The organism is Micrococcus luteus, assembly GCF_022664405.1.
GTDB classification, from domain to species: Bacteria; Actinomycetota; Actinomycetes; order Actinomycetales; family Micrococcaceae; genus Micrococcus; species Micrococcus luteus.
In genome coordinates this window covers 26,260-50,128 of the sequence record NZ_JAKRLB010000003.1, presented here as the reverse complement: position 1 = coordinate 50,128, position 23,869 = coordinate 26,260, and the positions used below count along the sequence as shown (strand labels likewise).

17 protein-coding genes are annotated in these 23,869 nt (G+C 75.3%); 10 read left to right on the top strand and 7 right to left on the bottom strand.

The features are described 5' to 3' along the window. The first annotated feature begins 60 nt into the window (after positions 1-60). The 7 genes from rnc to wecC all read left to right on the top strand — a co-directional run bounded on the left by rnc (position 61) and on the right by wecC (position 8,446). Positions 61-723, top strand: a complete 663-nt coding sequence (gene rnc / locus MF605_RS01925) for a ribonuclease III (protein WP_217564700.1) — start codon at positions 61-63, stop codon at positions 721-723. Between the two features lie 4 nt (positions 724-727). Continuing rightward, entirely contained in the window at positions 728-1,645 is a 918-nt protein-coding gene (mutM, locus tag MF605_RS01920) for a bifunctional DNA-formamidopyrimidine glycosylase/DNA-(apurinic or apyrimidinic site) lyase (RefSeq protein WP_134416647.1), read from the top strand. A gap of 50 nt (positions 1,646-1,695) precedes the next feature. After that, positions 1,696-2,841: an LCP family protein gene (locus MF605_RS01915; RefSeq protein ID WP_134416649.1), complete on the top strand. Its 1,146-nt coding sequence runs from the start codon at positions 1,696-1,698 to the stop codon at positions 2,839-2,841. After that, complete coding sequence (locus MF605_RS01910; RefSeq protein WP_134416651.1) at positions 2,831-4,006, top strand: glycosyltransferase family 4 protein; 1,176 nt, start codon at positions 2,831-2,833, stop codon at positions 4,004-4,006. Before MF605_RS01915 ends, MF605_RS01910 begins: the two co-directional genes overlap by 11 nt. A gap of 134 nt (positions 4,007-4,140) precedes the next feature. Beyond that, the gene (locus MF605_RS01905; protein ID WP_134416653.1) at positions 4,141-4,914 is read left to right on the top strand and encodes a hypothetical protein; all 774 of its coding nucleotides are present in this window, start codon (positions 4,141-4,143) and stop codon (positions 4,912-4,914) included. Further along, on the top strand, positions 4,907-7,126 hold the full coding sequence (locus MF605_RS01900) for a glycosyltransferase (RefSeq protein WP_134416655.1): 2,220 nt from the start codon (positions 4,907-4,909) through the stop codon (positions 7,124-7,126). The genes MF605_RS01905 and MF605_RS01900 overlap by 8 nt, the downstream gene beginning before the upstream one ends. A gap of 72 nt (positions 7,127-7,198) precedes the next feature. After that, a complete protein-coding gene (wecC, locus tag MF605_RS01895; RefSeq protein ID WP_043275977.1) occupies positions 7,199-8,446 on the top strand; it encodes a UDP-N-acetyl-D-mannosamine dehydrogenase in 1,248 nt (415 codons plus the stop codon). A 78-nt stretch (positions 8,447-8,524) separates the two neighbouring features. Here wecC and MF605_RS01890 read toward each other — a convergent pair whose 3' ends face one another. From MF605_RS01890 to MF605_RS01880, 3 genes are read right to left on the bottom strand one after another with little or no spacing between them, the layout of a single operon-like run. Then, complete coding sequence (locus MF605_RS01890; protein WP_134416657.1) at positions 8,525-10,186, bottom strand: polysaccharide pyruvyl transferase family protein; 1,662 nt, start codon at positions 10,184-10,186, stop codon at positions 8,525-8,527. Next, entirely contained in the window at positions 10,183-12,702 is a 2,520-nt protein-coding gene (locus MF605_RS01885; protein WP_134416659.1) for a CgeB family protein, read from the bottom strand. Before MF605_RS01885 ends, MF605_RS01890 begins: the two co-directional genes overlap by 4 nt. Before the next feature lies 1 nt (position 12,703). Then, positions 12,704-13,648, bottom strand: coding sequence for a hypothetical protein (locus tag MF605_RS01880; RefSeq protein WP_134416661.1), 945 nt, complete (start codon positions 13,646-13,648; stop codon positions 12,704-12,706). Between the two features lie 226 nt (positions 13,649-13,874). Here MF605_RS01880 and MF605_RS01875 point away from each other — a divergent pair, with 226 nt between their 5' ends. Together MF605_RS01875 and MF605_RS01870 are read left to right on the top strand one after the other, a co-directional pair. Further along, positions 13,875-15,653 (top strand): glycosyltransferase family 4 protein, encoded by a 1,779-nt coding sequence (locus MF605_RS01875; RefSeq protein ID WP_020628314.1) that lies wholly within the window; start codon positions 13,875-13,877, stop codon positions 15,651-15,653. A gap of 50 nt (positions 15,654-15,703) precedes the next feature. Then, complete coding sequence (locus MF605_RS01870) at positions 15,704-17,509, top strand: hypothetical protein (RefSeq protein WP_065573637.1); 1,806 nt, start codon at positions 15,704-15,706, stop codon at positions 17,507-17,509. A gap of 19 nt (positions 17,510-17,528) precedes the next feature. Here MF605_RS01870 and MF605_RS01865 read toward each other — a convergent pair whose 3' ends face one another. Genes MF605_RS01865 through MF605_RS01855 form a run of 3 tightly spaced genes read right to left on the bottom strand, consistent with a single transcriptional unit; the run spans position 17,529 to position 21,153 of the window. Next, positions 17,529-19,316, bottom strand: a complete 1,788-nt coding sequence (locus MF605_RS01865; protein WP_134416663.1) for a glycosyltransferase family protein — start codon at positions 19,314-19,316, stop codon at positions 17,529-17,531. Beyond that, on the bottom strand, positions 19,313-20,269 hold the full coding sequence (locus tag MF605_RS01860; RefSeq protein WP_081304984.1) for an ABC transporter ATP-binding protein: 957 nt from the start codon (positions 20,267-20,269) through the stop codon (positions 19,313-19,315). Before MF605_RS01860 ends, MF605_RS01865 begins: the two co-directional genes overlap by 4 nt. Next, on the bottom strand, positions 20,266-21,153 hold the full coding sequence (locus tag MF605_RS01855; protein WP_043282761.1) for an ABC transporter permease: 888 nt from the start codon (positions 21,151-21,153) through the stop codon (positions 20,266-20,268). The genes MF605_RS01860 and MF605_RS01855 overlap by 4 nt, the downstream gene beginning before the upstream one ends. Before the next feature lie 170 nt (positions 21,154-21,323). Here MF605_RS01855 and wecB point away from each other — a divergent pair, with 170 nt between their 5' ends. After that, positions 21,324-22,469, top strand: a complete 1,146-nt coding sequence (wecB, locus tag MF605_RS01850) for a non-hydrolyzing UDP-N-acetylglucosamine 2-epimerase (protein ID WP_134416665.1) — start codon at positions 21,324-21,326, stop codon at positions 22,467-22,469. Between the two features lie 91 nt (positions 22,470-22,560). Here wecB and MF605_RS01845 read toward each other — a convergent pair whose 3' ends face one another. Next, positions 22,561-23,865, bottom strand: a complete 1,305-nt coding sequence (locus MF605_RS01845; RefSeq protein WP_242821225.1) for an MFS transporter — start codon at positions 23,863-23,865, stop codon at positions 22,561-22,563. Positions 23,866-23,869: the final 4 nt, after the last annotated feature.

Below are 23,869 nucleotides of genomic sequence, written 5' to 3'. Positions count from 1 at the left end.
TCGGCTCGCCGCGGGCCTGAGCCCGCGCCCGAGCCAGAAGAGCTGTTCGAGCGTCTCGGCGTGCACATCACCGCCGAGACGCTCGAACGCGCTCTGACGCACCGCTCGTTCGCCTACGAGCAGGGCGGGCTGCCCACCAACGAGCGCCTCGAGTTCCTCGGGGACTCGGTGCTGGGCTACGTGGTCACCGACCACATCTTCACGGTGTACCCGGACCTGGCCGAGGGCGACCTCGCGCGCCGCCGGGCCGCCGTCGTGTCCACGCGTGCCCTGGCGAAGGTGGCGCGCCGGATCGGCATCGGCCCGTTCGTGCGCCTGGGCACGGGGGAGCGCCGCACCGGCGGGGCGGACAAGGACTCGATCCTCGCCGACACCCTCGAGGCGCTCATCGGCGCGGTCTACGTGGACCACGGGGCTGTGGCCGCGGCCGCACTCGTGCACCGCCACGTGGTGCCGCTGCTGGACGAGCCGGACCTGCTGCGCGAGAGCACCGACTGGAAGACGGTCGTGGCCGAGGCCGCCAGCCGGCACGGTCTCGGCGCCGTCCGCTACGCGATCGAGGGTCAGGGCCCCGCGCACGACCCCCGCTACCGGGCCACCCTCGTCGTCGGCGAGCGCGAGTACGGCTCCGCCGTCGCCAGCTCCAAGAAGCAGGCCGAGCGGGACGCCGCGGCCGCCTCGTGGCCCGCCCTCGAGGCGGATCTGCCGGCCGCGGGGCGCTGAGCCCGTGCCGGAGCTGCCCGAGGCCGAGGTCGTCCGGCGCGGCCTGGCCCGGTGGGCCACGGACGCCGTCGCCGCGGAGCTCGAGGTCCTCGACCCCCGCTCGCTGCGTCGCAGCCCCGGCGGTGCGGACGCCCTCCGGGAGCGGCTGCGCGGCGCCCAGCTGGCCGAGCCGGCTCGCCGCGGCAAGTTCCTCTGGCTGCCCCTGGCCGAGGGCGACGACGCCGTCGTCGTGCACCTGGGGATGAGCGGGCAGATCCTCGTGGACGAACCGGGGGCCGCCGACCAGCGACACCTGCGCCTGCGCCTGCCCGTCACCGCGGCGGACGGCTCCGCCCGCGAGCTGCGGTTCGTGGACCAGCGGATCTTCGGCGGCTGGTGGCTCGACGCGCTGCGGCCCGACGACGCCGCCGGCGGCGAGCGGATCCCCACCACGGCCGCCCACATCGCCCTGGACCCGCTGCACCCCCTGTTCGACCCCGCGGCCGTGCACGCGCGCCTGGCGCGCCGCCGCTCCACCCTCAAGCGCGCGCTGCTGGACCAGTCGCTGGTCTCCGGGATCGGCAACATCTACGCGGACGAGGCCCTGTGGGGCGCCCGCCTGCACCCCGAGCGCCCGACCGAGCGCATGCGCCGGGCGGACACGCTGCGCCTCATGGCGGCCGTCCAGGACGTGATGCGCCGGGCCCTGGAGGTGGGGGGCACGAGCTTCGACGCGCTCTACGTCAACGTGGACGGGCGATCGGGCTACTTCGCCCGCTCCTTGGCGGCCTACGGGCGCACCGGGCAGCCGTGTCGCCGCTGCGCCGCCGAGGGGGTCGACTCCCGCATCGTCCGCGTGCCGTTCATGAACCGTGCGAGCCACCTGTGCCCGCGCTGCCAGCCGACGCCCCGCCGTCGCCGGGCCGCGGCGGCCGACGCCTGACGAGGCGTCCGTAGACTGGGCTGACCCCCGACCTCGAGCAGGAGACACGAGTGAGCCATCCCCCGGCCGCGTCCTGGACGCCCGAGCCCCTGCCGCGCCCCGCGTCCCCGCGCGACGACGCCCCGCCGGTCGCGCGGCGCCGCCGGCGCTGGCCGTGGGTCGTCGGCGTGCTCGCCGTCCTGCTCGCGGCGCTGCTCGGTCTGGGCGCCTGGTACGCGGGCTCGCTCGGGCGCACCTTCGACGACCACCGGCAGACGGTGGACGTGGGGGCGCTCGAGCAGGCGGCCGGCAACGGCCCGCTGAACGTGCTCGTCCTGGGCTCCGACTCCCGCGAGGGCGAGGGCGAGCAGGACATGGGCCAGCGCTCGGACACCATGATGCTCGTGCACATCCCCGCGGACCGACGCCAGGTCTACGTCATGTCCGTGCTGCGGGATTCGTGGGTCACCGTGCCCGGCCACGGTGAGGCGAAGATCAACTCGGCCTTCGACACGGGCGGCTACGCGCTCGCCGTGGACACGGTGGAGCTGCTGCTGGGAGTGCCGATCCACCACGTCCTGGAGGTCGACTTCCAGGGCTTCCGGGGCGTGACGAACGCGCTGGGCGGCGTCGAGGTCTGCAACCCGCAGGCCTTCTCCTCCGGTCAGGCCAACCCCTCGTACTACCCGCGCGGACACATCCTGCTGCAGGACACCGCCGCCCTGCGCTACGTGCGCGAACGGCACGCCTTCGACGACGGTGACGTCACCCGCGTGAAGAACCAGCAGCGTTACCTGGCCGGGGCGATGGACCGCTTCCTCAGCCCGCAGATCCTGGGCAATCCCGCCCGCACCACCGAGGTCGTCGCCACGTTCTCCGACCACCTCGGTGTGGACGAGGGGCTCACGTCGGGCGTGATCGCCTCGCTCGCGTGGCAGCTGCGCGACGTCCGCGGCGAGGACGTCGAGATGTTCACGGTGCCTCGCAAGGGCTTCGCGGAGGGGCCGAACGGCGACGCCATCGTCGAGCTCGACGAGGACAAGCTGGCGGACCTGCGCTCCGCCCTCGCGGACGACGACGTCCAGCGCTATGTCGACGAGCACGAGCCCCAGAAGGAGAAGAAGGCCCAGGCCGCCGGCGGGCCCGCCCCCGTGCTGACCCTGCTGACCGGCACCACGCCCGCACCCGCCCTCGGGGAGGACCCCTGTGACGACTGAGCCGCGCCGCCCCCGCCTCCTGCTGGTCTCCCACTCCTACCGGCCCGAGCGCACCCCGCCCGCGCGTCGCTGGGGTGCGGTCGTGGCGGCGCTGCGGTCGGCGGGCTGGGACGTCGACGTCGTCGCGCCCGGGGGTGTGCGCCCCTTCGCCGGGCCCGACGGCGAACACGTCCTGCCCACGCCTCGCCTGCCCCTGGGGGAGGCCGGCCGCAACGGCCGCTTCGCCGAGGCGGTGGTGCACGCGCTGCTCGCCATCCCCCGTGGGATGGCCACCCGACGCCCGGACGTGGTGGTGGCCACCGTGCCCGCCCTGCCCGTGGTGGTGCCCGGCGTCGTGCTCTCCCGCCTCTGGCGCCGCCCCCTCGTGCTGGAGATGCGCGACGCCTGGCCGGATCTCGCCCACGAGGCCGGGGTGCACCAGGGCCTGCTGGGCGTCGCGATGGAGCGTGTCGTGACCGGCGGCCAGCGCGCGGCCCGACTGGTGGTGACCGTCACGGACGGCTTCGCGGAGACGCTGCGCGGGCGCGGGGTGCGGGTGGTCCGCACCCTGGGCAACGGCGTGGACCTGGCCCGCCTGGCGGTGGCGCCGCGGCGGGAGCGGGCCGCCGGCGAGCTGCACGTGCTGTACCTGGGCAACCTGGGGGAGAGCCAGGGTCTGGAGCGCCTCGTGGAGGCCGCGGCCGCCCTGCGCGCGAGCCACCCGGGCGTCCGGGTGCGGATCGTGGGGGAGGGCACCCGGCGGGAGGACCTGGAGGCGCTCGACGCCCGGCTCGGCGGCGCCGCGGAGATCCTCGGTCCCGTGGCGGGGGAGGACGTGGCCGCCCAGTACGCGTGGGCGGACACCCTGGTGGTCGCCCTGCGCGCCGACTGGCCCAGCTTCCGCCACACCGTGCCCTCCAAGACCTACGAGGTGCTCGCGGTGGGCCGGCACGTGACCGGCATGGTCACGGGCGAGGCCGCCCGCACCCTCGAGGACGCCGGCGGTGCCGACGTCGTGGGCCCGCGGACCGAGGACCTCGTGGCCCACCTCGCCGCCCTTGCCGCCGACCCCGCCCGCACGGACGTGGGCACCGGGGCCCGGGCATGGGTGGCCGCGCACGCGGACCTGCGGGCCGTGTCCGCGCGGTACGAGCGCCTGCTGCGGGCGCTCGCCGACGCGCGCTGAGTCCTCCGCGCGCCGCCCGACGCCCGGGGTTCTGCCGGCGTCCACGGGGCGAGACCACCGGCGCTGTTACCCTCGAGGTGCCCCCCGGTCCTCCGCGTCCGTCCCCCCGTCCCCTCGGAGAGCAGGTCACCTCCATGCCAGGTCCCAAGATCCAGCGCGGCCTCCGGCGCGCCGCCCGCGCGCTCTCGCCGGACGCACGCGTCCGACTGCGCCGCACCGGCGGCCTCCTGCTGCGTCAGCTCCCCAAGCCCGTCGCCCAGGAGATCCGCGGGGTCTTCGGGGTGCGGTGGGGCGCGGCGGGCAAGAGGGACGCCGAGACCGCCCGCGACGCCCTCGGCCTCGCCGGAGGAGCCGCGGCCAGCACCGCGGCCAAGGGCGTGCCCGGCCGCGGGGCGGCCGCGATCGGCACGGACCCGGACGCGAGCGACCGGCTCGAACGGGCCCTCGGGATCGTGGACACGGGGCGGTCCGAGGCCGGGCACCGGACCGTCGTCGGTCTCCTCGCCTCCGACCTGCGCGCCTCCCTCGAGGCCGACGGCTACCGCGTGGTGGCCCTCCAGCCGGGCACCAGCGTGGCCGTGGCCACGCGGGCGGAGACCGTCGTGGTGGACCTCGAGGCGTTCACCGGCCTGTGGGCGGGCGCCCTCACCACATCCGGCGTCGCGCTCCTGCTCGAGCTCATGACCGCCGTGCGCGCCGCCTCCCGACGCGGGGCCACCTGCTGGCTGGTGGTCCGCGGCGACCAGCGCTTCGAGATCGGCGCCCTGCTGCTCCAGCGCCAGTCCACCCTGATGCCCCTCCACCCGGGATCGCGCCGCGCGCCGGTCCACTTCTCCGAGGATCCGGGCGACGCGCCCTACGGGATCGCCGACCTGCTCACCGCCGCCGAGGAGACCGCCCATGCCTGAGATCCCCGCCTCGAACGTGTCCGCCGTGCGTGTCCTGCTCTACGGGGACGTCAACCTCAACGTGATGGATGGCTCGGCCATCTGGCTGCCCTCCCTGGCCGAGACCTTCGCGCTCACGGGTGCCCAGGTGCACGTGCAGCTCAAGGCCCCGGAGACGAGGGACCTGCTGAGCGGACCCCTGCGCCGGCTGCGGGGCGTGACGGTCCACGAGGCGCGCGTGCGTCACGGGGAGGACGGCATGTCCCACACCCGCGCGGCCGAGGCCCTGGAGGCGCTCGACGCCGAGCTGGACTTCGACGTCGTGCTCGTCCGCGGCAGCGAGATGTGCCTCGAGCTCGTCGAGCGGGGCCGCCTCAAGGGGAAGCTGTGGTCCTACATCACCGAGTACGGCTACATCGGCGGCGGGTTCCCGGACGCCCTGATCCGCCGGGTCAGCCGCGTGGCCGAGGGCAGCCGGCTCATGCTGGCCCAGACCGAGCACGCCCGCGCCGTCCTCGAGGCCCTGGTGCCCGCTGCGGCGGGGCGCACCGAGCTGCTCTCCCCGATGGTGCCCGACGACGTGCGGCCCCTCCCGGCCGAGGAGCGCGCCGAGGGCGAGATGCACCTCGTGTACGCGGGCAAGTTCGCCCATGACTGGCGCACCGACCGCATGCCCCAGATCCTCGAGGCGCTCCGCGGACGCGGCCTCGACGCACGCCTGACCATGGTGGGGGACAAGGTGCACCGGGAGCCGAAGCACCCGGGATGGTCCGCCAGGATGCTGGGGCTGCTGGACTCCCCGGCACCGGGCATCACCTGGACGGGCGCGCTGAGCCGCGCCGACAGCATGACCGCGATGGCCCGTTCCCACGTCTCCCTGGGGTGGCGCTCACCGGCGCTCGACCTCTCCCTCGAGATCTCCACGAAGGTGCTGGAGAGCTGCGCCCTGGGCGTGCCCCCGCTGGTCAACCGCACCACCATCCACGAGGACCTCCTGGGCAGGGACTACCCCCTCTTCGTGGACGCCCTGGCGGACGGCCCCGAGGAGATCGCCGAGCGGCTGGCCGCCGCCCAGCCGCACCTGGCCGAGCTGTCCGCCCACGTGCTGGCGGCGGCGGAGCCTTACCGCATGACCCGGCGGGCCGAGGCGCTGCGCCGGATCCTCGAGCGGGTGGGCGCCGCGGAGCGACCCCGCGCGTCCGCTCGGCCGTCCGGCCACCGGACCAAGGTCCTGCTGGCCGCCCACGACCTCAAGTTCGCCGGCGAGCTCGTGGACATGCTGCAGGCCGATCCCGACGTGGAGCTGCGCATCGACCAATGGGAGACCCTCCACGAGCACGACGAGTCCGCCTCCCAGCAGCTGCTGGACTGGGCCGACGTCGTGGTGTGCGAGTGGGCCGGGCCGAACGCGGTGTGGTTCTCCCAGCGAGTCCGCCCGGACCAGCGGCTCGTCGTGCGGCTACACATGTTCGAGCTGCGCGGAGGCTGGCTGAAGGACATCGACACCTCCCGTGTCGACGTCCTCGTGGTGGTCTCGGAGATGAACCGCGGCCACGTGCTCGACGCCCTCGACATCGACCCCTCCCGCGTCCGGGTCATCCCGAACGCCGTCTCCTTCGCGGACCTGGCGCGCCCCGGCCGGGAGGGCCGTCGGTTCCGGCTCGGCATGGTGGGGATCGTCCCCCTGCTCAAACGCCCGGACCGAGCCCTGGACCTCCTGGGCCGGCTGCGCGCGGAGGACGACCGCTTCACCCTCCACATCCGCGGCCGCATGCCGTGGGAGTACCCCCATGTGTGGCGAAAGCCGCTGGAGCGCGAGGGGTACCTGGACCTCTTCGCGCGGCTCGGTGCCGGCCCGCTGCGGGACGCCGTGGCCTTCGAGCCCTTCGGGGCGGACATGGGCACCTGGTACACCAAGGTGGGCTGGATGCTCTCGCCGAGCGCGACGGAGAGCTTCCACCTCGCGCCCGTCGAGGGGATGGTCTCCGGTGCCGTGCCCGTGGTCTGGGACCGCGAGGGCGCACGCGACGTCTTCGACGACCGCTGGATCGTCGCGGACGCGCAGGCGGCGGCTCAGCGCATCCTCGACGCGGCGGACGCGGAGGGGGACTGGGCCGTCCTGTCCGACCTGGCCAGGACCGAGGTGGGGCGCTACGACGAGCGCGTCGTGGCGGACCTGTGGAGGGACGCCGTCCTGCCGCCCCGGCCCCCCGAGGCCCCGGCCGCGCTCTGAGCGGCCCTCGTATACTTGAATCCAAGGCGCTCCGCCATGCCCGGCGTGCCGCCGCACCTAGAAGGGACCCCCGTGACCAGCATCAGCACAGTGGCCGTCATCGGCCTGGGCTACATCGGCCTGCCCACCGCCGCCATCCTCGCCGAGAACGGCGTGAAGGTGCTCGGCGTGGACGTCTCGGACCGCACGGTGGACGCTGTGAACGCGGGCACGGTGCCCTTCGTGGAGCCGGACCTGGCCGGGTTCGTCGCGCGCGGCGTCGAGAAGGGCCTGCTCAGCGCCTCGACGACGACGCCGGCGGCGGACGCCTACATCGTCGCCGTGCCGACCCCGTTCAAGGACGGACACTCCCCGGACCTGGGCTACATCGAGGCCGCCGCCCGCGGCCTGGCCCCGCAGCTGACCGGCGACGAGCTCGTCATCCTCGAGTCCACCTCGCCCCCCGGCGCCACCGAGCACATGGCCGAGGTGATCTTCGCCGAGCGTCCTGAGCTGCGCGAGTCCGAGCTGGACTTCGCCCACTGCCCCGAGCGGGTGCTCCCGGGCCGCGTGATGGTCGAGCTCGTGACCAACGACCGGATCGTCGGCGGCTCGACCCGGCGCGCGGCCGAGCGGGCCCGCGACCTCTACCGCACGTTCTGCGAGGGCGAGATCCTGCTGACGGACACCCGCACCGCGGAGATGGCCAAGCTCGTGGAGAACTCCTTCCGCGACGTCAACATCGCCTTCGCCAACGAGCTGTCCTTGATCTGCGCCGAGCAGGGCATCGACGTGTGGGAGCTCATCGAGCTGGCCAACCACCACCCCCGCGTGAACATCCTCCAGCCGGGCCCCGGTGTGGGCGGGCACTGCATCGCGGTGGATCCCTGGTTCATCGTGGACGCCGCCCCGCAGACCGCCCGCCTCATCCGGTCCGCGCGCGAGATCAACGACGCGAAGCCCCAGTGGGTCATCGACCAGGCGAAGGCCGCCGCGTTCGACGTGCAGCAGGCCACGGGCCGCACCCCCGTGGTGGCGGCCCTCGGGCTGGCGTTCAAGCCCAACATCGACGACCTGCGCGAGTCCCCGGCGCTGAACATCGCCGTGGAGCTGGCGGACCAGTTCTCCGCCTCCGCCGTGCTGGTGGCCGAGCCCCACGTGGAGGCGCTGCCCGCGAAGCTGCAGGGCAAAGCGAACGTGGAGCTCGTCTCCGCCGCGGACGCGATCGCCCGTGCGGACGTCATCCTGCTCCTGGTGGACCATGACGCGTTCGCCGATCTCGCGCCGTCCGCGGCCGGCAAGCGCGTGATCGACACCCGCGGCCAGTGGCGCCGCGGGTGACCTACCGCTGACCCGACGCTGACCCCCGGCAAGGCCGACCCCCGGCGGGTCCGCGTCGGGGGCCAGCGTCGGGGCGCGTCAGCGTCGCGGCGTGTACCGGACCCACGCCGGGTCCGGCAGAGTCACGGGCGCCTGGCGGAGCATCTCCACGAGCCGCTGCGTGTCCCGGCGCGCCGCCGCCTCCCGCTCCGCCACGGCCAGGGCCGCCGTGGCAGGCAGGCGCACGCTGTCGAGGGCGGCCTCCAGCCGCGCGCGGAAGAGCGCCGGATCCACCTCGAGGGGGAGGGCGTCCTCCGCGCGGCCCAGCTCGGCGAAGTGCGCGAGCACCTTGGGATCGTAGGCGAGGCCGACCGCCGTCCCCCGTGTCCGGTGGCGCAGCAGTGCGGCGTGCAGGCGCATCGTCACGGCCGCCCGGGCGCCCCCGAGGGCGCGCAGGACGTCGTCGTCGGGGGCGTCTGCGGCGAGGATCGTGACGGGCACGCCCTCCGCCTCCGCCACGGCGCCCAGCTCGTCGAGCGGAGCGGTGTCCGTGGGCTGCATCGGGATGCCCACGATCCGCAGACCGCGCCCCGCCGCGGCGGCCACTACCTCCCGCAACAGCTCGCGCCGGCGGTCGGCGTCGTCCCCCCAGGGGCGCAGGCTCACGGCGATCCAGCCCTCGTCCTCCGCCCCTGCCGGAGCGCACTCCGGCAGGTCGAGACCGTAGACGACGTCCGGGGCCACGGTCACGGGCGCGGGCCAGTCCGCGGCCAGCGGCTCCAGCAGCGCGCGGGAGGCCTCGTCCCGCACGGACACGGCGTGGCTCACCCGGCCGGTGAGCCGGACGGCCGCCCGGGCTGCGGGATCCTCCAGCGGTCCGACGCCCATCCCGTGCACGATCACCCGGCCTCCGTACCCCGCCACGAGCAGCGGCAACTGGGCCATGTGCGCGGGGGAGACCCGGGTGCCCCGGAAGGCGCCGGCGAGGCCCCCGGCGGCGGCGATCGAGTAGTCGTGCCAGTGCCCGCCCGGGCCCAGGACCACGGCGGTCGCGCGGGCGGCGTGCTCCTCCGCCGCGGTGAGGTCCGCGCGGGCGAACGCCGGGAGGCCGTGCACCCGCTCGACGGCGGCGGGGTCGTTGGCGGCCACCACCACCTGGACGTCCTCCAGGCCCTCCTCCAGGGTGCGGGCCAGCGTGGCCAGCAGCAGCTCGTCCCCGCGGTTGCCGGCACCGTAGTACCCGGAGACCAGCACGACGCGCGGCGGCGTCCGCGGGCTCCGGGGGGCGGGGAGGGCGTCGAGGGTCTCGGCGATCCGGTCCCCGTACGTCACCGGACCGCCGGGGGGGCGCGTCACGGCGGTGGAGGATCCCACGAGGTCCAGCAGCCCGTCCACCTCGGCGGCTCGCTCGTCCGTCGCGTCCTCGGGCAGGCGTGCGATGCCCAGCAGGCGTGCGCCGCGGGCGCGGAGGTCGGCGGCGGTGGCGGGGTCGGGCCGCAGTGCCTCGCCCGCGAAAAGCACGAGGTCCGGACGCGCACGGTCCACGAGTCGGTCCAGCGCGCGCAGGTCCACGGGCCGGGTGGGCGCCGGCTCCGTGAACGGGGTGGGCACGGCGGTGGGGTGACGCCCGAGGTCCAGGTCCACCACGGTGTGCCCGCCCAGCTGCAGCGCGCGGAGCAGGGCGCGGTCGTGCCGCACCCAGCGGTGGTCCCCGCCCCGCACCATCAGGATGCGGCGGGGGTCGGTGGGGTGAGCGGTCATGGGTGGCGCCTCTCCGGCGCGCCGGGACGCACCACGATCAGGGGGGAGTCGAGGGCCGCGGCGGGCGGGGCCGGATCCGTCGAGGCCTCGGCCGCCACGGTGAGCCGGACCTGCCGCGGCAGCGGCTCGGTGGGGTCGGCGGCCAGCGTGAGCACGGCTCCTCCGGGGGCGGTCAGGTCGGCGCGCCGGAGCACGAGGTCGGCGCGGGAGCAGTCCCCGGGGAGCACGGCGCGGACGGTCGCGCCGCCGGAGGTCAGGGTGACTGCACGAACAGCTTCGTCAGGGCCGAGCCGCAGGGCGATCCGCACGGTCCCGCGGGCCGGGACGACGGCCTCGCCCCATCCGTCGTCGAGGCGCACTTCTGCGCCGGGAGCCACGGTGACCGCACCCTCCGGCCGCAGGACCGCAGCGGAGGCCGGCACGTCGTCGTGGCGCGCCGCGGCATGGCCGAGCGCGGCGGCGCACCAGGCGTCCAGCTGGGCGGCCGCCGCGAACGCCCGGCGCTGGCGGGGCAGGCGGAGCCCCGGGTCTTGGGCGGGATCCGCGGCGTCGGCGTCGCGTCGCGCACGGGCCTCCCCGGCGTCGGCGGCCCGGCGCACCTCGTCCCGGTACCAGCGCGGCAGGGTGGGTGAGCGGTGGCGCCGGGCGACTACGTGTGCGCCGGCGCACAGGGCGTAGGGGGTCAGCGCCGACGGGATGTGGCGTGCTCCCGCCACGGTGGGCTCGAGGAGCACCGTGTCGCGCGAGAGCAGCTCGGCGAGCGCGGCGACGTCGGCCTCGGTCGCGTCCCGGGGCGTGAGGACGTCGGGGGCGCCGACCCCGTCCGGTGCGAGGGCGAGGGGGTCGCCGGCGGATCCGACCACGACCGCCCCGGGCCGCACCGGCATCGTGCGGAGGGCGTCCAGGAAGGCGGACTCGACGAGCCCCTGGCCCATGACCCCGCGGGGGAGGGCCCGCACCAGCACCTCCTGGGCGATGGCGGCCGGGCCGACGCCCACGACCAGGTCGAAGCGCTCCAGGTCCGCCAGGTTCACCGCCTCGCTCCGCAGCACCAGGATGCTCGCCCCGCCGGCGGCGCGCATTCGGGCGGCCCCGTCCGGATCGGGCCAGGCGCCCTCGCCGCAGACCAGTACGGGAGCGGTCCCGCCGTCGATCCCGGCCAGGAGGGCGTCCACGTCGATCCCGTGTGTGTCGGCCCGTCCGGGGCGAGGAGGGAGGGCGGTGAGCAGGTCCGCGGCCTCCGCCCCGACGCGGACGGACGCCTCGGGCCGCCGATCCCGCAGCTCGCGTGCCAGGACGTCGAGGGCGCTGAAGCGCGGCGGGGCCTGCGCGGCGACGAGGACGAGGGAGGTCGGGCGGCCCACGACCCCGCCTCCGACCGTGGGCGGCACGGGGGTCGGTGCCGGGGTCGACGTCGGCGCTGGAACCGATGTCGACCCCTCGCCGTCGGCCGACGAGGGGCGCGTGCGTCCGTCGAACTGCAGGAACCAGGTGGCCCGCTCCTGGGCGTCGAGCCGGCGCCAGGAGTCGTCCGCCACGAGCGACTCGAAGGCGAGCACGCGGGCGGCCGCGCAGAAGGAGCGGTCGAACCGGGCGGCCATGCGCTCCCCGGCCTCGGCGAGGCCGTCGTCTCGGATGAGGGACTGCACCCAGGCGTCGGCGGCGGCCACGTCCGGCACCACGTGCTGCTCGGGGAGGGAGGCGCACGCGGTGCGAGTGGGGTCCACGGTCACCGTGGGCAGGCCCAGCGCCGCGTACTGGACCACGCGGCTGGGCACCTCGAAGGAGCCGAGCCGGTCAAGGCCGGGGAACCAGGTGTCCGTGCCTCGGTGGTCGGCGAAGACCTGGGGGATGTTCAGCGCCGTGCGCACCCGGGCGGCGGCGGCCGCCACCTCGGCGTCGGTGTCGAGGTAGCCTCCGCCCAGCCCCGCGGGATCGTCGCCGACGGCGCCGTGGATGCGCACCCGGCTCTCCATGGCGGCGAGCTGCTCGTAGCGACGGCGGCGGACCGGGCCGGTGACGTTGCCGAGGAACAGGACGTCCGCCTCGGCCGGGAGCGCGCCGTGGACGCGCGGGAACGCCGTGTGGTCCGTCCAGAACGGGATGTTGACGCCCGTGGGGCGGCCCGCACGCTCCTCGTGGAAGCGCAGCACGCGGGCGTCGCCGCAGTGCATCACCAGGTCGTAGAGGTCGATGACCGGGCCGTAGGAGTGCTCGAACAGCACCGGATCGTCGGACAGCCACACGGCCAGCTGGGCCCCGGTCCCGCGCAGCAGGCGCAGCACCGGCCAGGGCGCGGTGGCGGGTCGGAAGACGATCACCCAGTCGGGCCGGAAGTCCCGGACGGCGGCCAGGTGGGGCTCCAGGGTGCGGGCCAGGGCGTCGTCCGTGCGGAAGCGGTGTCCGTGGTGGAGTCGGCCCGTGGAGAGGACCTCGTGGCCGGCCGCGCGGAACGCGCGCGCCAGCGACTCCGTGACGTGCGACTCGAGGATTGCGTCGAAGAGGACGACCCGCATGTCAGCCCTTCCCGCCGGGGGCGGAGGTGAACGTCGGCGGCCCGACCGGCGCCAGCCGCACGACGTGGGGCCCGAGACGCTGCGGCGCCACGGCGTGGCCGACCCGCTCGGCGAGGGCGCCCGCCTGGCCGTCCAGCAGCACCGCGTGCCGGCCCACGCCCAGGACCGGCACCCCGGGCCGCAGCCAGGCCAGAGCCGCGGTCAGGGCCGCGAGCCGCGCGTCGGGCAGGCCCGCCGCGTCCTCCAGGGAGAACAGGACCCCGCCGACGGTGTGGGGGGTGCCGTGGGCGAGCACGGCCTCCGCCTCGGCGCCGACGAGGACCGGCGTCGTCTCTTCCGCCCCCGCGAGGGCCGCGGCGAGCTCCTCTCTGCGCAGCAGCACGAGGCAGGGACCGGGGCGGCGCAGTCGGGCGAGCTCGTCCCACCCCTGGCGCGCCGGCGCCGGGGCGCCGACCCGCCGGCGGAGGTCTGCGAGGTCCGTGGTCGCGGCGTCCAGGGAGGCGGAGGCGGTCTCGGCGCGTGCCCGCAGGCCGGCGACCTCGGACAGGAGGGCCTCGGCCTGGCGCGCGCCCCGTGCGTCAACGGCCGCGACCTCCGTGCCGACGGTGCGCACCCCGGTGCGCATGGTCGCGACCTCGTCCCTCAGTGCCGAGAGGTCTCCGCGCAGGGCGGCGACGTCGTCGCCCAGCGACTCCAGCCGGCTCGCCTGGTCCCGGGCGGAGTCCTGGTGCCGACGCGCCGTGCGCGCCTGGGCGGTGGACGCGGTGGCGAGCGTGCGGGTGAGGGCGCGGGCGCTGAGCACGAGGTACCCGCCGACGAGGGCCGCGCCGAGACCGGCCGCGACGCCGGCGGCCACTCCCCACCGGAGGGCGGCGCACACGCCGGCCAGGAGGAGCAGGCCCAGGCCGACCAGGGCCAGGCGCCCGCTGAGGGGGAGCAGTCGCACGCGAGGTTCGCCTTTCGGAGGACGGCAGGCCGGTGCGCCGGCTGCGGCGCCCGGACGTGCCGCGCGTCACGCGGCGGCACCGGGGCTCACCCTAGCAACCCGTCCGGCGCGCCCGACGTGGCTAGAGTGGGCGGCGCACCGGACGCGTTCCATGTGCACCGGCGTCCGGGCCAGACACACGGGAGGGTCAGTGGATCAGCGGAGCATCTCCGGTCTCCTGGGGCGAGTGCGGGAGGTCCCATGGGCGCGCCACGCCGCGCTGACCGCCCAGATCGTCGCCGAGCACGTGGTGGACGATCCGCTGCGGCTGCTCCTGCAGGGCTCCCGTCGGCTGCCCGCCGCGTGGCGGGGCCCCCTCGGCACGCTCGTCGCCACCGCCGGTCGAGGTCCGGGGCTCGGCTCCGTGGCCGCCGCCGTGGGACTGGAGATGCAGGGCCGCACCGCCGAGGCCCGCGCCCGGGTCGCCGGTGATGAGCGCGCCGGAGCGGCCGGCGATGCCCGGCCCGCCGCCGTCGCCCGCGCGGACGCCGCCCTGCTGCTGGGCGACGCCGCCCTCGCCGCCGGACTGCTGGAGGCCGTCCCGGAGGATGGCCGCGGCACCGCGTGGCACGCCGCCGCCGCCCGTCTGGCGCTGCACCGCGGAGACCTCGACGCCGCGGTCACCGCCTCGGACCGGCGCGGACTCGGCGACCTGCACCGGCGCATGGCGGGGGAGGCGGCCGCGTTCGCGGGACGCCGCCCGCGCGTGCCCCGCCACGCGTCCTACACCCCCCTGCCGGGGCGCGTCCTCCACGTGCTCACCAACTCGCTGCCCCACACCGGGTCCGGCTACGCGCAGCGCAGCCACTCGACGCTGCGCGCGCTCGCGGACGCCGGGATCCATGTGGAGGCCGTCACCAGGCCGGGCTGGCCGGCCCAGGTGGGCGTCCCGTGGGCGGCACGCGAGGACGTGGTGGACGGTGTCCGCTACCGCCGCCTCACCCCGTGGCGCCTGGCCCAGGGCACCGCGGCCCGGATCGACCAGCACGCGCGCCTCCTCGCGGCGGAGGTCGAGCGCTTCCGGCCGCAGGCGCTGCACACCACCACCCACTTCGTGAACGCCGTGGCGGTGCGGGCCGTGGCCGAGGCCTACGGCATCCCGTGGGTCTACGAGGTCCGGGGCCAGCTCGCGGACACGTGGGCGTCCCAGCGCGACGACGCCGCCCTCACCTCCCAGCGCTACCGCGAGTTCGTGGCGCGGGAGGAGGAGGCGGCACGGTCCGCGGACGCCGTCGTGACCCTGGGGGAGACCATGGCCGCCCGCCTGCGCGCCCAGGGCGTGGCCGCGGAGGACATCACGGTGTGCCCCAACGCGATCGGCGAGGCGTTCCTGGCCGAGCCGCCCACCCGTGCCGAGGCCCGCCGCCGTCTGGGGCTGGCCGAGGACCACGTGTACATCGGCACCGTGTCCTCCCTGGTGGGATACGAGGGCCTCGACACCCTCCTGCGCGCCGCGGCCCTCCTGATGCCGGGCCACCCCGACCTGCGGGTGTCCATCGCCGGTGACGGGGCCAGCCTTCCGGCCCTCCGCAGCCTCGCCTCCGACCTCGGGATCGCGGACCGCGTGCGCTTCCCCGGCCGCGTCGCCCGGTCCGAGGCGCTCTGGGAGCAGGTCAGCCTGGACGTATTCACCGTGCCCCGCCGCGACCTCCCGGTCACCCGCGCGGTGACGCCCATGAAGTCGGTGGAGGCGTCCGCCGTGGGCACGCCCGTGGTGGCCTCGGACCTCCCCGCGCTCGCCGAGCTCGTGCAGGACGGCGTCACCGGAGCGCTCGTGCCGGCGGAGGACCCGGCGGCGTGGGCGCGCCGCCTCGGGGACCTCATCGCGGAGCCCGGACGGCGGGAGGCGCTCGGATCCGCCGGACGCGCCTGGGCCGTGGGCACCCGCACCTGGGCGGCGAATGCACGGCGGTATCGTGACCTCTATGAACGGCTCGGCGTGGAGGTCCCTCCCGGGCGAGATTGACGCCGCCCCGCCCCCAGTGCCGGGTGTGGTCCGAGATTGAGGAGCAGACCGTGACCGACTTCCTGGTGGCCGTGCGCACGTCCCGGGTGGAGGAGCAGGACAGGGCGGCCACGGCCCGCCTGCTCGAGTCCGTGGCACGGGGCTACGCGCCCTTCGTAGGCATGGACTACGAGGCCGAGCCGGCGCTCGTGCACCCGGCCGCCTCGACGTCGGCCCTGGTGTTCGCCCGGCGGGGCACCGAGCCCGTGCTCCCGGCGCGCGGCGACCGGTGGGCCGTGATGGCTGGGGCCGAGGATGCGGCCGACCTGGCGGACGCGGTGCGGCTGCGGGCGGGGCGCCTGGTCTACGAGCGGCCGGTGTGGGGTCACTACGCCGCCGTGCTGGTGGAGCGCTGGACCGGCCGGGTCACCGCCTGGAACACGGTGCCGGCCTTCGAGGCCGTCCACTGGGGTAAGGACGGCGGACACGTCTACCTGTCGAACCGGCCGCTGCTCGTCGCTCTGGCACTGGCGGGCGGGCGCCGTGACGCCGTGGCCCTCTCCCCGTCCTACCTGGCCGAGTACCTGTCCTTCGGCTACTCCATGACGGGGCAGTCCCCGTTCGAGAACGTGCGCGTGCTCCCCGTGGACCGCGCCGTCCAGGTCCATGACGGCCGGGTCACGGACGTCGAGGCCCCCGCGGGGCTCACCCACCCGCTGTCCGCCGACCACACGCCCGAGGAGGGCGCCGACGCGCTGGCGGACGCGATGCGCGCGTCCGCCGATCGCGTGCAGCGACGCGTGGGGGAGCGCCCGCTGCAGCTCCGGGTGTCCGGCGGCGCGGACAGCCGACTCCTCATCGGGCTGCTGCGCGGCCGCGGCATGGAGATCTCGACGCTGACGTACGGGCAGGACCACGACCTCGACGTCCGCCTCGGACGCATCCTCTCGGAGCGTGCCGGCCTGCCCTTCCGCATGTCCACTCCGCCCCTGGCCCCGGGGGAGGACGTCACGGAGCAGCTGAGCGCCACCCTCCGCCGGAGTCGGGGCGTCCCCCCGTCCGAGGCCCACACGGGCCGCTACCTCGGTGCGGACGTCGGCGGTCCCGGGGAGGCCGTGATGCTCGGGAACTGGCCGCTCTACAAGGGCGGAGCCGCCAAGAGCCTGCGCTACACGAGCGAGTCGGCCCAGGAGGCGCTCCTCTCCGCGGGCTCGGGGGCGGTGCGCCCTAGCGTCCGCGCCGGCCATGACGCCTGGCTCCGCGAGTGGTTCCGGACCCAGCCCGCGAACAACCCGGTCGAGGCGATGTACCTGTTCGCCCGCCAGTTCCGGTCGGGGCGGTGGATGCAGGGCCACATCAGCCTCTACTCCGCGGACGCCATGGTCGCCTACCCCCTGGGCGATGCGGAGGTCACCGCGGTGGCGGACGTGCTCGCGATGGCCGAGAAGGTCTCCTACCGTGCCGCCTTCGGCGCCCTCGCCCGGGTGTGGCCCGAGGGGACGGCCATCCCCCTGGACGGCAAGCCCTGGAAGTTCGAGCTCTCCGGTCCCGATCCGTCCTGGTCCGGGGAGCACTACGAGGCGCGGACGCGCCCGCTGCCCCCGCTCGAGCCCCGAGCCGACCAGGTCCCCGCCGCCGAGCGGGGGGAACACTCCGGCGCCGCCGCCGCGGAGCTGGCCTCCGACATCGTTCGCTCGGAGGGCTTCGGAGCGCTAGCACCGCTGTTCTCGGAGGAGTGGCTGCGGGCCGTCGAGGCGACGGCGGAGTCCGGGAGGGCCGCGCCTCCGGCGGGGGTGTCCATGCGGGAGTTCCGCAAGACGCTCTGGCGCATCCGCACGGCGGACCTGTGGTTCGGGGGCGCCTGGCTGCGGGGCTGACGCCCCCCGCCGTGCCGGGTCAGCGCAGGCCCAGCACGGCGTCCGCCAGGGCGGGCACCACGCGCCGCTCGGCGAAGCGCTCCGCCACGTACGCCGCGGCCTCCGCCGTGAGACGTGTCCAGCGTGCCAAGTCGGCGACCTCGTCGTGCAGGCCCCGCGCCAGCTCGTCCGTCGACGCGGCCAGCCAGTCCGGCGGGTAGAGCAGGTCCGCACCGGCCCACGCGAGGGAGCGCGGCAGGCATCCGTGCACCGCCCCGTCGGGCAGGGTGAAGTGGAAGGACTCGAAGTCGGAGACGGAGAGGGCCACGCCCACCCGTGCGTACCACGGACCCATGTCCGGGCCGTGCGGGTCCCAGGTCACCGCACTCTTCAGGAGGGGATCCTCGGCCATCCGGCGGGCCTGCTCGGCGAAGTACGCGGCCTCCGTGGGGCGGGCCGTCATCCAGGCGACGTCCTCCGGGCGGTGGCCACGGATGGCCAGCCGGAAGCGGGGATCTTCCGCGCGCAGCGCGGCGAGCAGGTCGAGGGCGCGGTGCAGCCCCTTGCGCGCCGGGAGGACTCCCACCAGGCCCAGCGTGAACCGGCGCAGCGGATCAGGGGGCGCAGCGGACGGCGCGGCGGGTCCGGGCATCCGGACCGCGTTGGGGATCCAGTGCGCGCGCTCCGCCGGGAAGCCGACGTCGCGCAGCACCTGCGCCCGCACGTGCTCCGCCACGAACACCCAGGAGTCCACGGCGTCCTGCCGCACCCGGCGGGGGAACTCGGTCGAGGCCTCCTGGAGGTGGGTGCGGACTGTGAGTCGGGTTCTGTCCGGCCGATGACGGGAGTACCACACGACGTTGCCGAGCGACCACTCGCAGTGCACGACGTCGGCCCAGTGCGCCAGGGCTGTGCTCGCGCCGACATCGTGCCGGGCATGGCCCCGCCATTCGTCCACCCGCACCTCATGCCCCCGGGCGCGGAGCTCCGCGATGAGGCCGCCGGCGAACTTCAGGTCGTGCCCCGCCACGACCACCCGGCGCGGCTCGGCCCCCACGCGGACGCGCGGGGGCGTCGCGGGGGGCGGGGTGAGCGGTGGGCCCTCGTGGACCAGCTCGAGCCGGGCCGCCCGCCCTCGGGCCGCCAGGTCGGCGGGGGGAGCGGCGGCGTCCGCCGGGCTCAGGACGGCGCGTCCGGCGGCGGCGGCGAGATCTCGCAGCGCCGGGGACGTCCGCTCCGGGTGGGGCACCACCACGGCGTCGACCAGCGTGAGCGCCTCGGCCCAGCGTGCCGGGGCGGGCGCGCCCACCGCGGCCTCGGGGACCATGAGGACGCCGGGGACCTGCCGGCCCTGGGCTCGGAGCAGCAGCCGCGCCATCCGCCGCCCCAGGGGCCGCGCATCGGTCACCACGGTGTGCAGGCCCTCACCCCTCAGTGCTGTGGCACGGGACGCGGCCAGCGCGGCGGCGTCCTCGGGCGGCCACGCCCCGGGCTCAGCGGGGTCGACGGGAAGGAGCAGGATGCCGGGGGACTGCGGCGTCCTCGGTCCCAGGGGGTTCCACGCGTCGAGCGAGGGCCGACGGGCTCCGGTGACCGCGCGCGTGAGCCGGGCCGAGGCGGGGAGCGGGAGGACGCGGCGCGCCGGCGGACCCTCGTCCCGGGCGGCGTCGTCGGGGGAGGAGGCGGCCCACGCCGACACGGGGACGGTGAGCCGGCCCGTGGAGGTCCGGCCTCGGCGGGCGGCGGCATTCCATCCGTCGGCGAGGCGGGTGCGGGTGCGGCCGAGCAGCACTCCGGCCACGTGGAGGGGGCGGCCGCCGCCCGTCATGACGCCGTGGTGCGGCGGGGGCGGGCGTCGTCCGGCCAGGTGACGGGGGTGCGTTTGAGGACGCCCCGCTCAGCCTCCAGAAGGGCGAGGGCGCCCTCGTGGTCCCCGCGTGCCTTCTTCCGCGTGTAGCGGGCGTACGTCCTGGTGACCGACTTGGCCCCGGAGTCCATGGTGAGGACCCCCTGCTCGATCCAGATGGCCCGCGTGCACATCTCCTGGATGGTGCTCATGGAGTGGCTGACCAGGAACACGCACCCCGCCTGTTCGCGCAGCTGGTCGATCCGGCTGCGCGTCCGTGCGCGGAACTGGGCGTCGCCGGTGTTCAGTGCCTCGTCGATGACGAGGATGTCGGGGTCCACCGCCGTGGCGATCGCGAACTGCAGACGGGACGCCATGCCCGAGGAGTACGCCTTCAGCGGCAGCTGGAGCGCCTTCGCCTCCAGTCCGGAGAGCTCGACGATCGAGTCGTACTTGGCCTCGGCCTCGACCCGGGACATGCCCATGGCCAGGCAGCCGAGCATGATGTTGTCCTCGCCGGAGACCTGCCGCACCAGCGCCGCGTTGACCCCGAGCATCACGGGGGTGGTCGCGGCGTACACGTGGCCCGTGGTGGGGTGGAGCTGGCCGGTGACGAGCTTCATGAGCGTGGACTTGCCCGATCCGTTCGTGCCGACCACCCCGACGGACTCCCCCTGGCGGACCACGAGCGAGAGCGGCTTGAGGGCCTCCACCGTGGTGGTGCGCAGGCCGGACGCGCCACCGCGCAGCCGACTGCGCAGGGACCGGCCGCCGAGTGCCTCCGCGGAGCGGACCGTGTAGGTCATCCCCGCCTGGTCGAGGACGACGGCGGCATCCTCCACCCGGTCCGCCGGCGCGGGGGGGAGGGGGGGCGTCGGGAGGGCGTGGCGCGGAGCGGCGGACCGGTCGGACGTCGTCGGGTCGGACTGGGTCATCGCTCCTCCCCGTATGTCTCCTCGGCCATCCAGAAGAAGACCACTCCGATCACCAGCAGCGCGGCCGTCCAGGCGAGCAGCACTCCCCAGCGCGCCGGGTCGGCGGGCTGGCCGTAGAGCATGGACTGGCGGGCGATGTCGAGCACGCAGAACATGGGGTTCAGATGCATGGCGGTCATCAGCGGGGGGATGTCCTCGAACCGGCGGGCGCTGAAGAACACGGCCGAGAGGTAGAGCCACAGCCGCATGCCGAAGCCGATGAGGTTGCCGAAGTCGACCCAGTGGGACACGATGCGCGCCAGGATCAGCGAGAGGCCCACGTTGAACAGGGTCTGCACGGCCAGCAGGGGGATCATGAGCAGCCAGCGCCAGGTGATGGTCTCCATGGGCGGGATCACCAGGACGAGCACCACCATCACCGCCAGGGTGGGCCCGAACTGCAGGAGCTCGCGGATGTTGGTGGCGATCGGCAGGGTGGCCCGGGGGAACTGGAAGGCGCGGACGATCGACGCGTTCCCCGAGATGGACCGCGAGCCGCTCGTGACGGCCTGGGTGGTGAAGCGGAAGAGGAACACGCCCACGATGAGGTAGGCGAGGAAGTTCTCGATCCCGCGCCCCGTCCCTAGGAGCAGCCCGAACACCAGGAAGTAGGCCAGGCCGTCCAGGATCGGGTTGAGCACCATCCACAGGCGGCCCAGGGCGTTCGTGGAGTTGGCCCCCGCGATCCGGGAGCGCGAGTCGAACAGGATGAAGGAGCGGTACTCCCACAGGGAGGCCAGGTACCGCCCGAGGCCCGGTCGGGCGCCGACGCGTCCCAGGCCGGAGCCGTCCACCGTGAGGACGACGGTGCCGCCCTGGCTGTGGGAATCGCCGGATTCGGCCATGCCGGGCACCCTCTCTCGAGCTCTGGGGGACGCACCGGGCCGATCTCGGCCCGCCGCGAGTGCTCACTCTAGCAACCCCGGCCCGACCCCTCCGGTCAGTACACTTCGAGACGAGCCGTGCACGCCTCAAGGGCGCCGCCCACGGACGTCGTCCACCCAGAGGAGCAACTGTGCCCAAGGTCATGCCCATCTACGGAACCCGCCCGGAGGCCATCAAGGTGGCCCCCATCGTCAAGGCGCTGCAGGCCGACGAGCGGTTCGAGTGCGTGGTGACCGTCACGGGGCAGCACCGCGAGATGCTGGACCAGGTCAACGAGCTGTTCGGCATCGTCCCGGACCACGACCTGAACATCATCCGGCCCCGCCAGACCCTCAACGGCGTGTTCGCCCGCACCCTCGACGGGCTCGACGCCGTCCTCGAGCAGGAGCGGCCGGACGCCGTCGTCGTCCAGGGCGACACCACGACCTCGACGGCGGGCGCCGTCGCCGCCTTCAACCGCGGCATCCCCGTGGTCCACGCCGAGGCGGGCCTGCGCAGCTTCGACATCCTCTCCCCGTTCCCGGAGGAGGCCAACCGCAAGATCACCAGCCAGATCTCGGCGCTGCACCTGCCACCGACCACCGTGAGCCGGGACAACCTGCTGCGTGAGGCCGTGGCCGCGGAGGACGTCTACGTCACGGGCAACACCGTGATCGACGCGCTGCTGGAGGCCGTCAGCCACCAGGTGCCGTTCGAGGACGAGCGTCTGGCCGAGCTGGAGGCGTCCGGCCGTCGCGTCGTCCTGGTGACGACCCACCGGCGCGAGAACCAGGGCGACGCGATGCGCGGCGTCGGGCGCGCCCTGGCCCGCCTGGCCGCGGACCACCCGGAGGTCACCTTCGTGCTGCCGGCGCATCGCAACCCGGTGGTGCGCGAGGCGATCCTGCCGGAGATCGAGGGCCGCGAGAACGTGCTCGTGACCGAGCCCCTGGCCTACGGCGAGTTCACCCACCTGCTGTCCGTGGCCACTGTCGTGCTGACGGACTCCGGCGGCGTCCAGGAGGAGGCCCCGTCCCTGGGCAAGCCCGTCCTCGTGATGCGCGAGAACACCGAGCGTCCCGAGGCCGTGACCGCCGGCACCGTGCGTCTGATCGGCACGGACGAGGAGGTCGTGGTCACCGAGGTCACCCGCCTGCTGACGGATGAGGCCGCGTACACCGCGATGTCCCAGGCGGTGAACCCCTACGGCGACGGCCGCGCGGCCGAGCGCACGGTCTCGGCGATCGCCGAGCTGCTCGGCGTGGGCGAGCGGCTGCCGGCCTTCGACGGCGCCTGAGCCGCACCGCACCCCCGGACGGGGACACCCCCCGCCGTCCCCACGAGGCCGCCGCCCCGCGGGGACGGCGGCCTCGTGCGTGCCTCCGACTTCACCCGTCCTCGCGCGGGGTCACCCGGGCGTCCTCCGGGCGGACCAGCGGCAGGGACCCGGTGCGGGGTCCGCCGGGCACGATCGGCAGGTTGGTCTCCGGGGCGCGCCACCACGCGAGCGCGCCGAGCAGGATGACGCCGCCGGTGAGCACGAACGCCCACCCGTAGCCGGCGGTGTCCACCACGAGGCCGGCCAGCAGCGGGCCGGAGATGGCGCCCAGGTCGGCGGACATCTGAGCCGAGGACATGACCGAGCCGGAGCGCCGCCCCTGGCCCACGACGTCGGCGATGGCCGCCTGCTGCGGGGCGTTCAGGATGCCCGTGCCCGCGCCGGAGACCAAGCAGGCGATCAGGAACAGCGACGGAGTGCCGACCCAGCCGATGGCGCCCGTGGTCACGGCCATCACGAGCAGACCCGTGAGGATCAGGGGCTTGCGTCCGTGCACGTCGGAGAGCCGGGAGCTGAACGACACGGCCACCACGTTGCCCAGCGCGAACACGGACAGGGCCAGGCCCGCCATCATCGCGCCGTCCACCTGCCAGCCCAGCAGCCCCGTGCCGGCGAACGCGGTGGCCGCGAACAGGGGCATCACCGAGTTGCGCACACCGAACGTCGCCCAGCCGTTGGCGAAGAAGGAGACCAGCGCGGCCCGGTAGGACGGGTTGGCCAGGGCCTCCCGGACCGGCATGGCGGGGCGGACGTCGCGGACGGCGCGGTCCGCGAGCCGGGTGTCCTTGAGCAGGAAGAACACGAGGGCCGCCGCCACCACCAGGGAGCTGCCGTAGATGAGGAACGGGGCCCGGTACCCGAACACGGCCAGGGCGGAGCCCACGATCGGCCCCACGATGTTGCCGATCAGGAAGGCGGACGCGTAGGCGCCCGAGATCCGGCCGCGCATCGTGGGCGGGGACTTCCGGGCCATGAACGCCATCGCGGACACGGTGAACAGGGTGGAGCCGATGCCGCCGATCGCGCGGAAGAGGATCAGCTGCGGGAAGGTCTGCGCGAAGGCGATCAGGAACATGGACGCGGCCACGATCAGCACGCCCGTCATGTACACGGGCGTCTCGCCGAGCCGGTTCGTCAGCTTGCCGGAGACCGGGGCGAACAGGAGGCGGGTCAGCCCGAACACGGACACGACGGCGGCCACCCCGACGGCGGACGCGTCGAACGTCGCCGCGTACTGCGGCAGCAGCGGGGCGATGATGCCGAAGCCGATCGCGATGACGAACGCGGCGGCGACGAGGACCTTGATCTCACGGGGCAGGGGGACCCGCGAGGAGCGGGCGGACGACGACGGCATGACC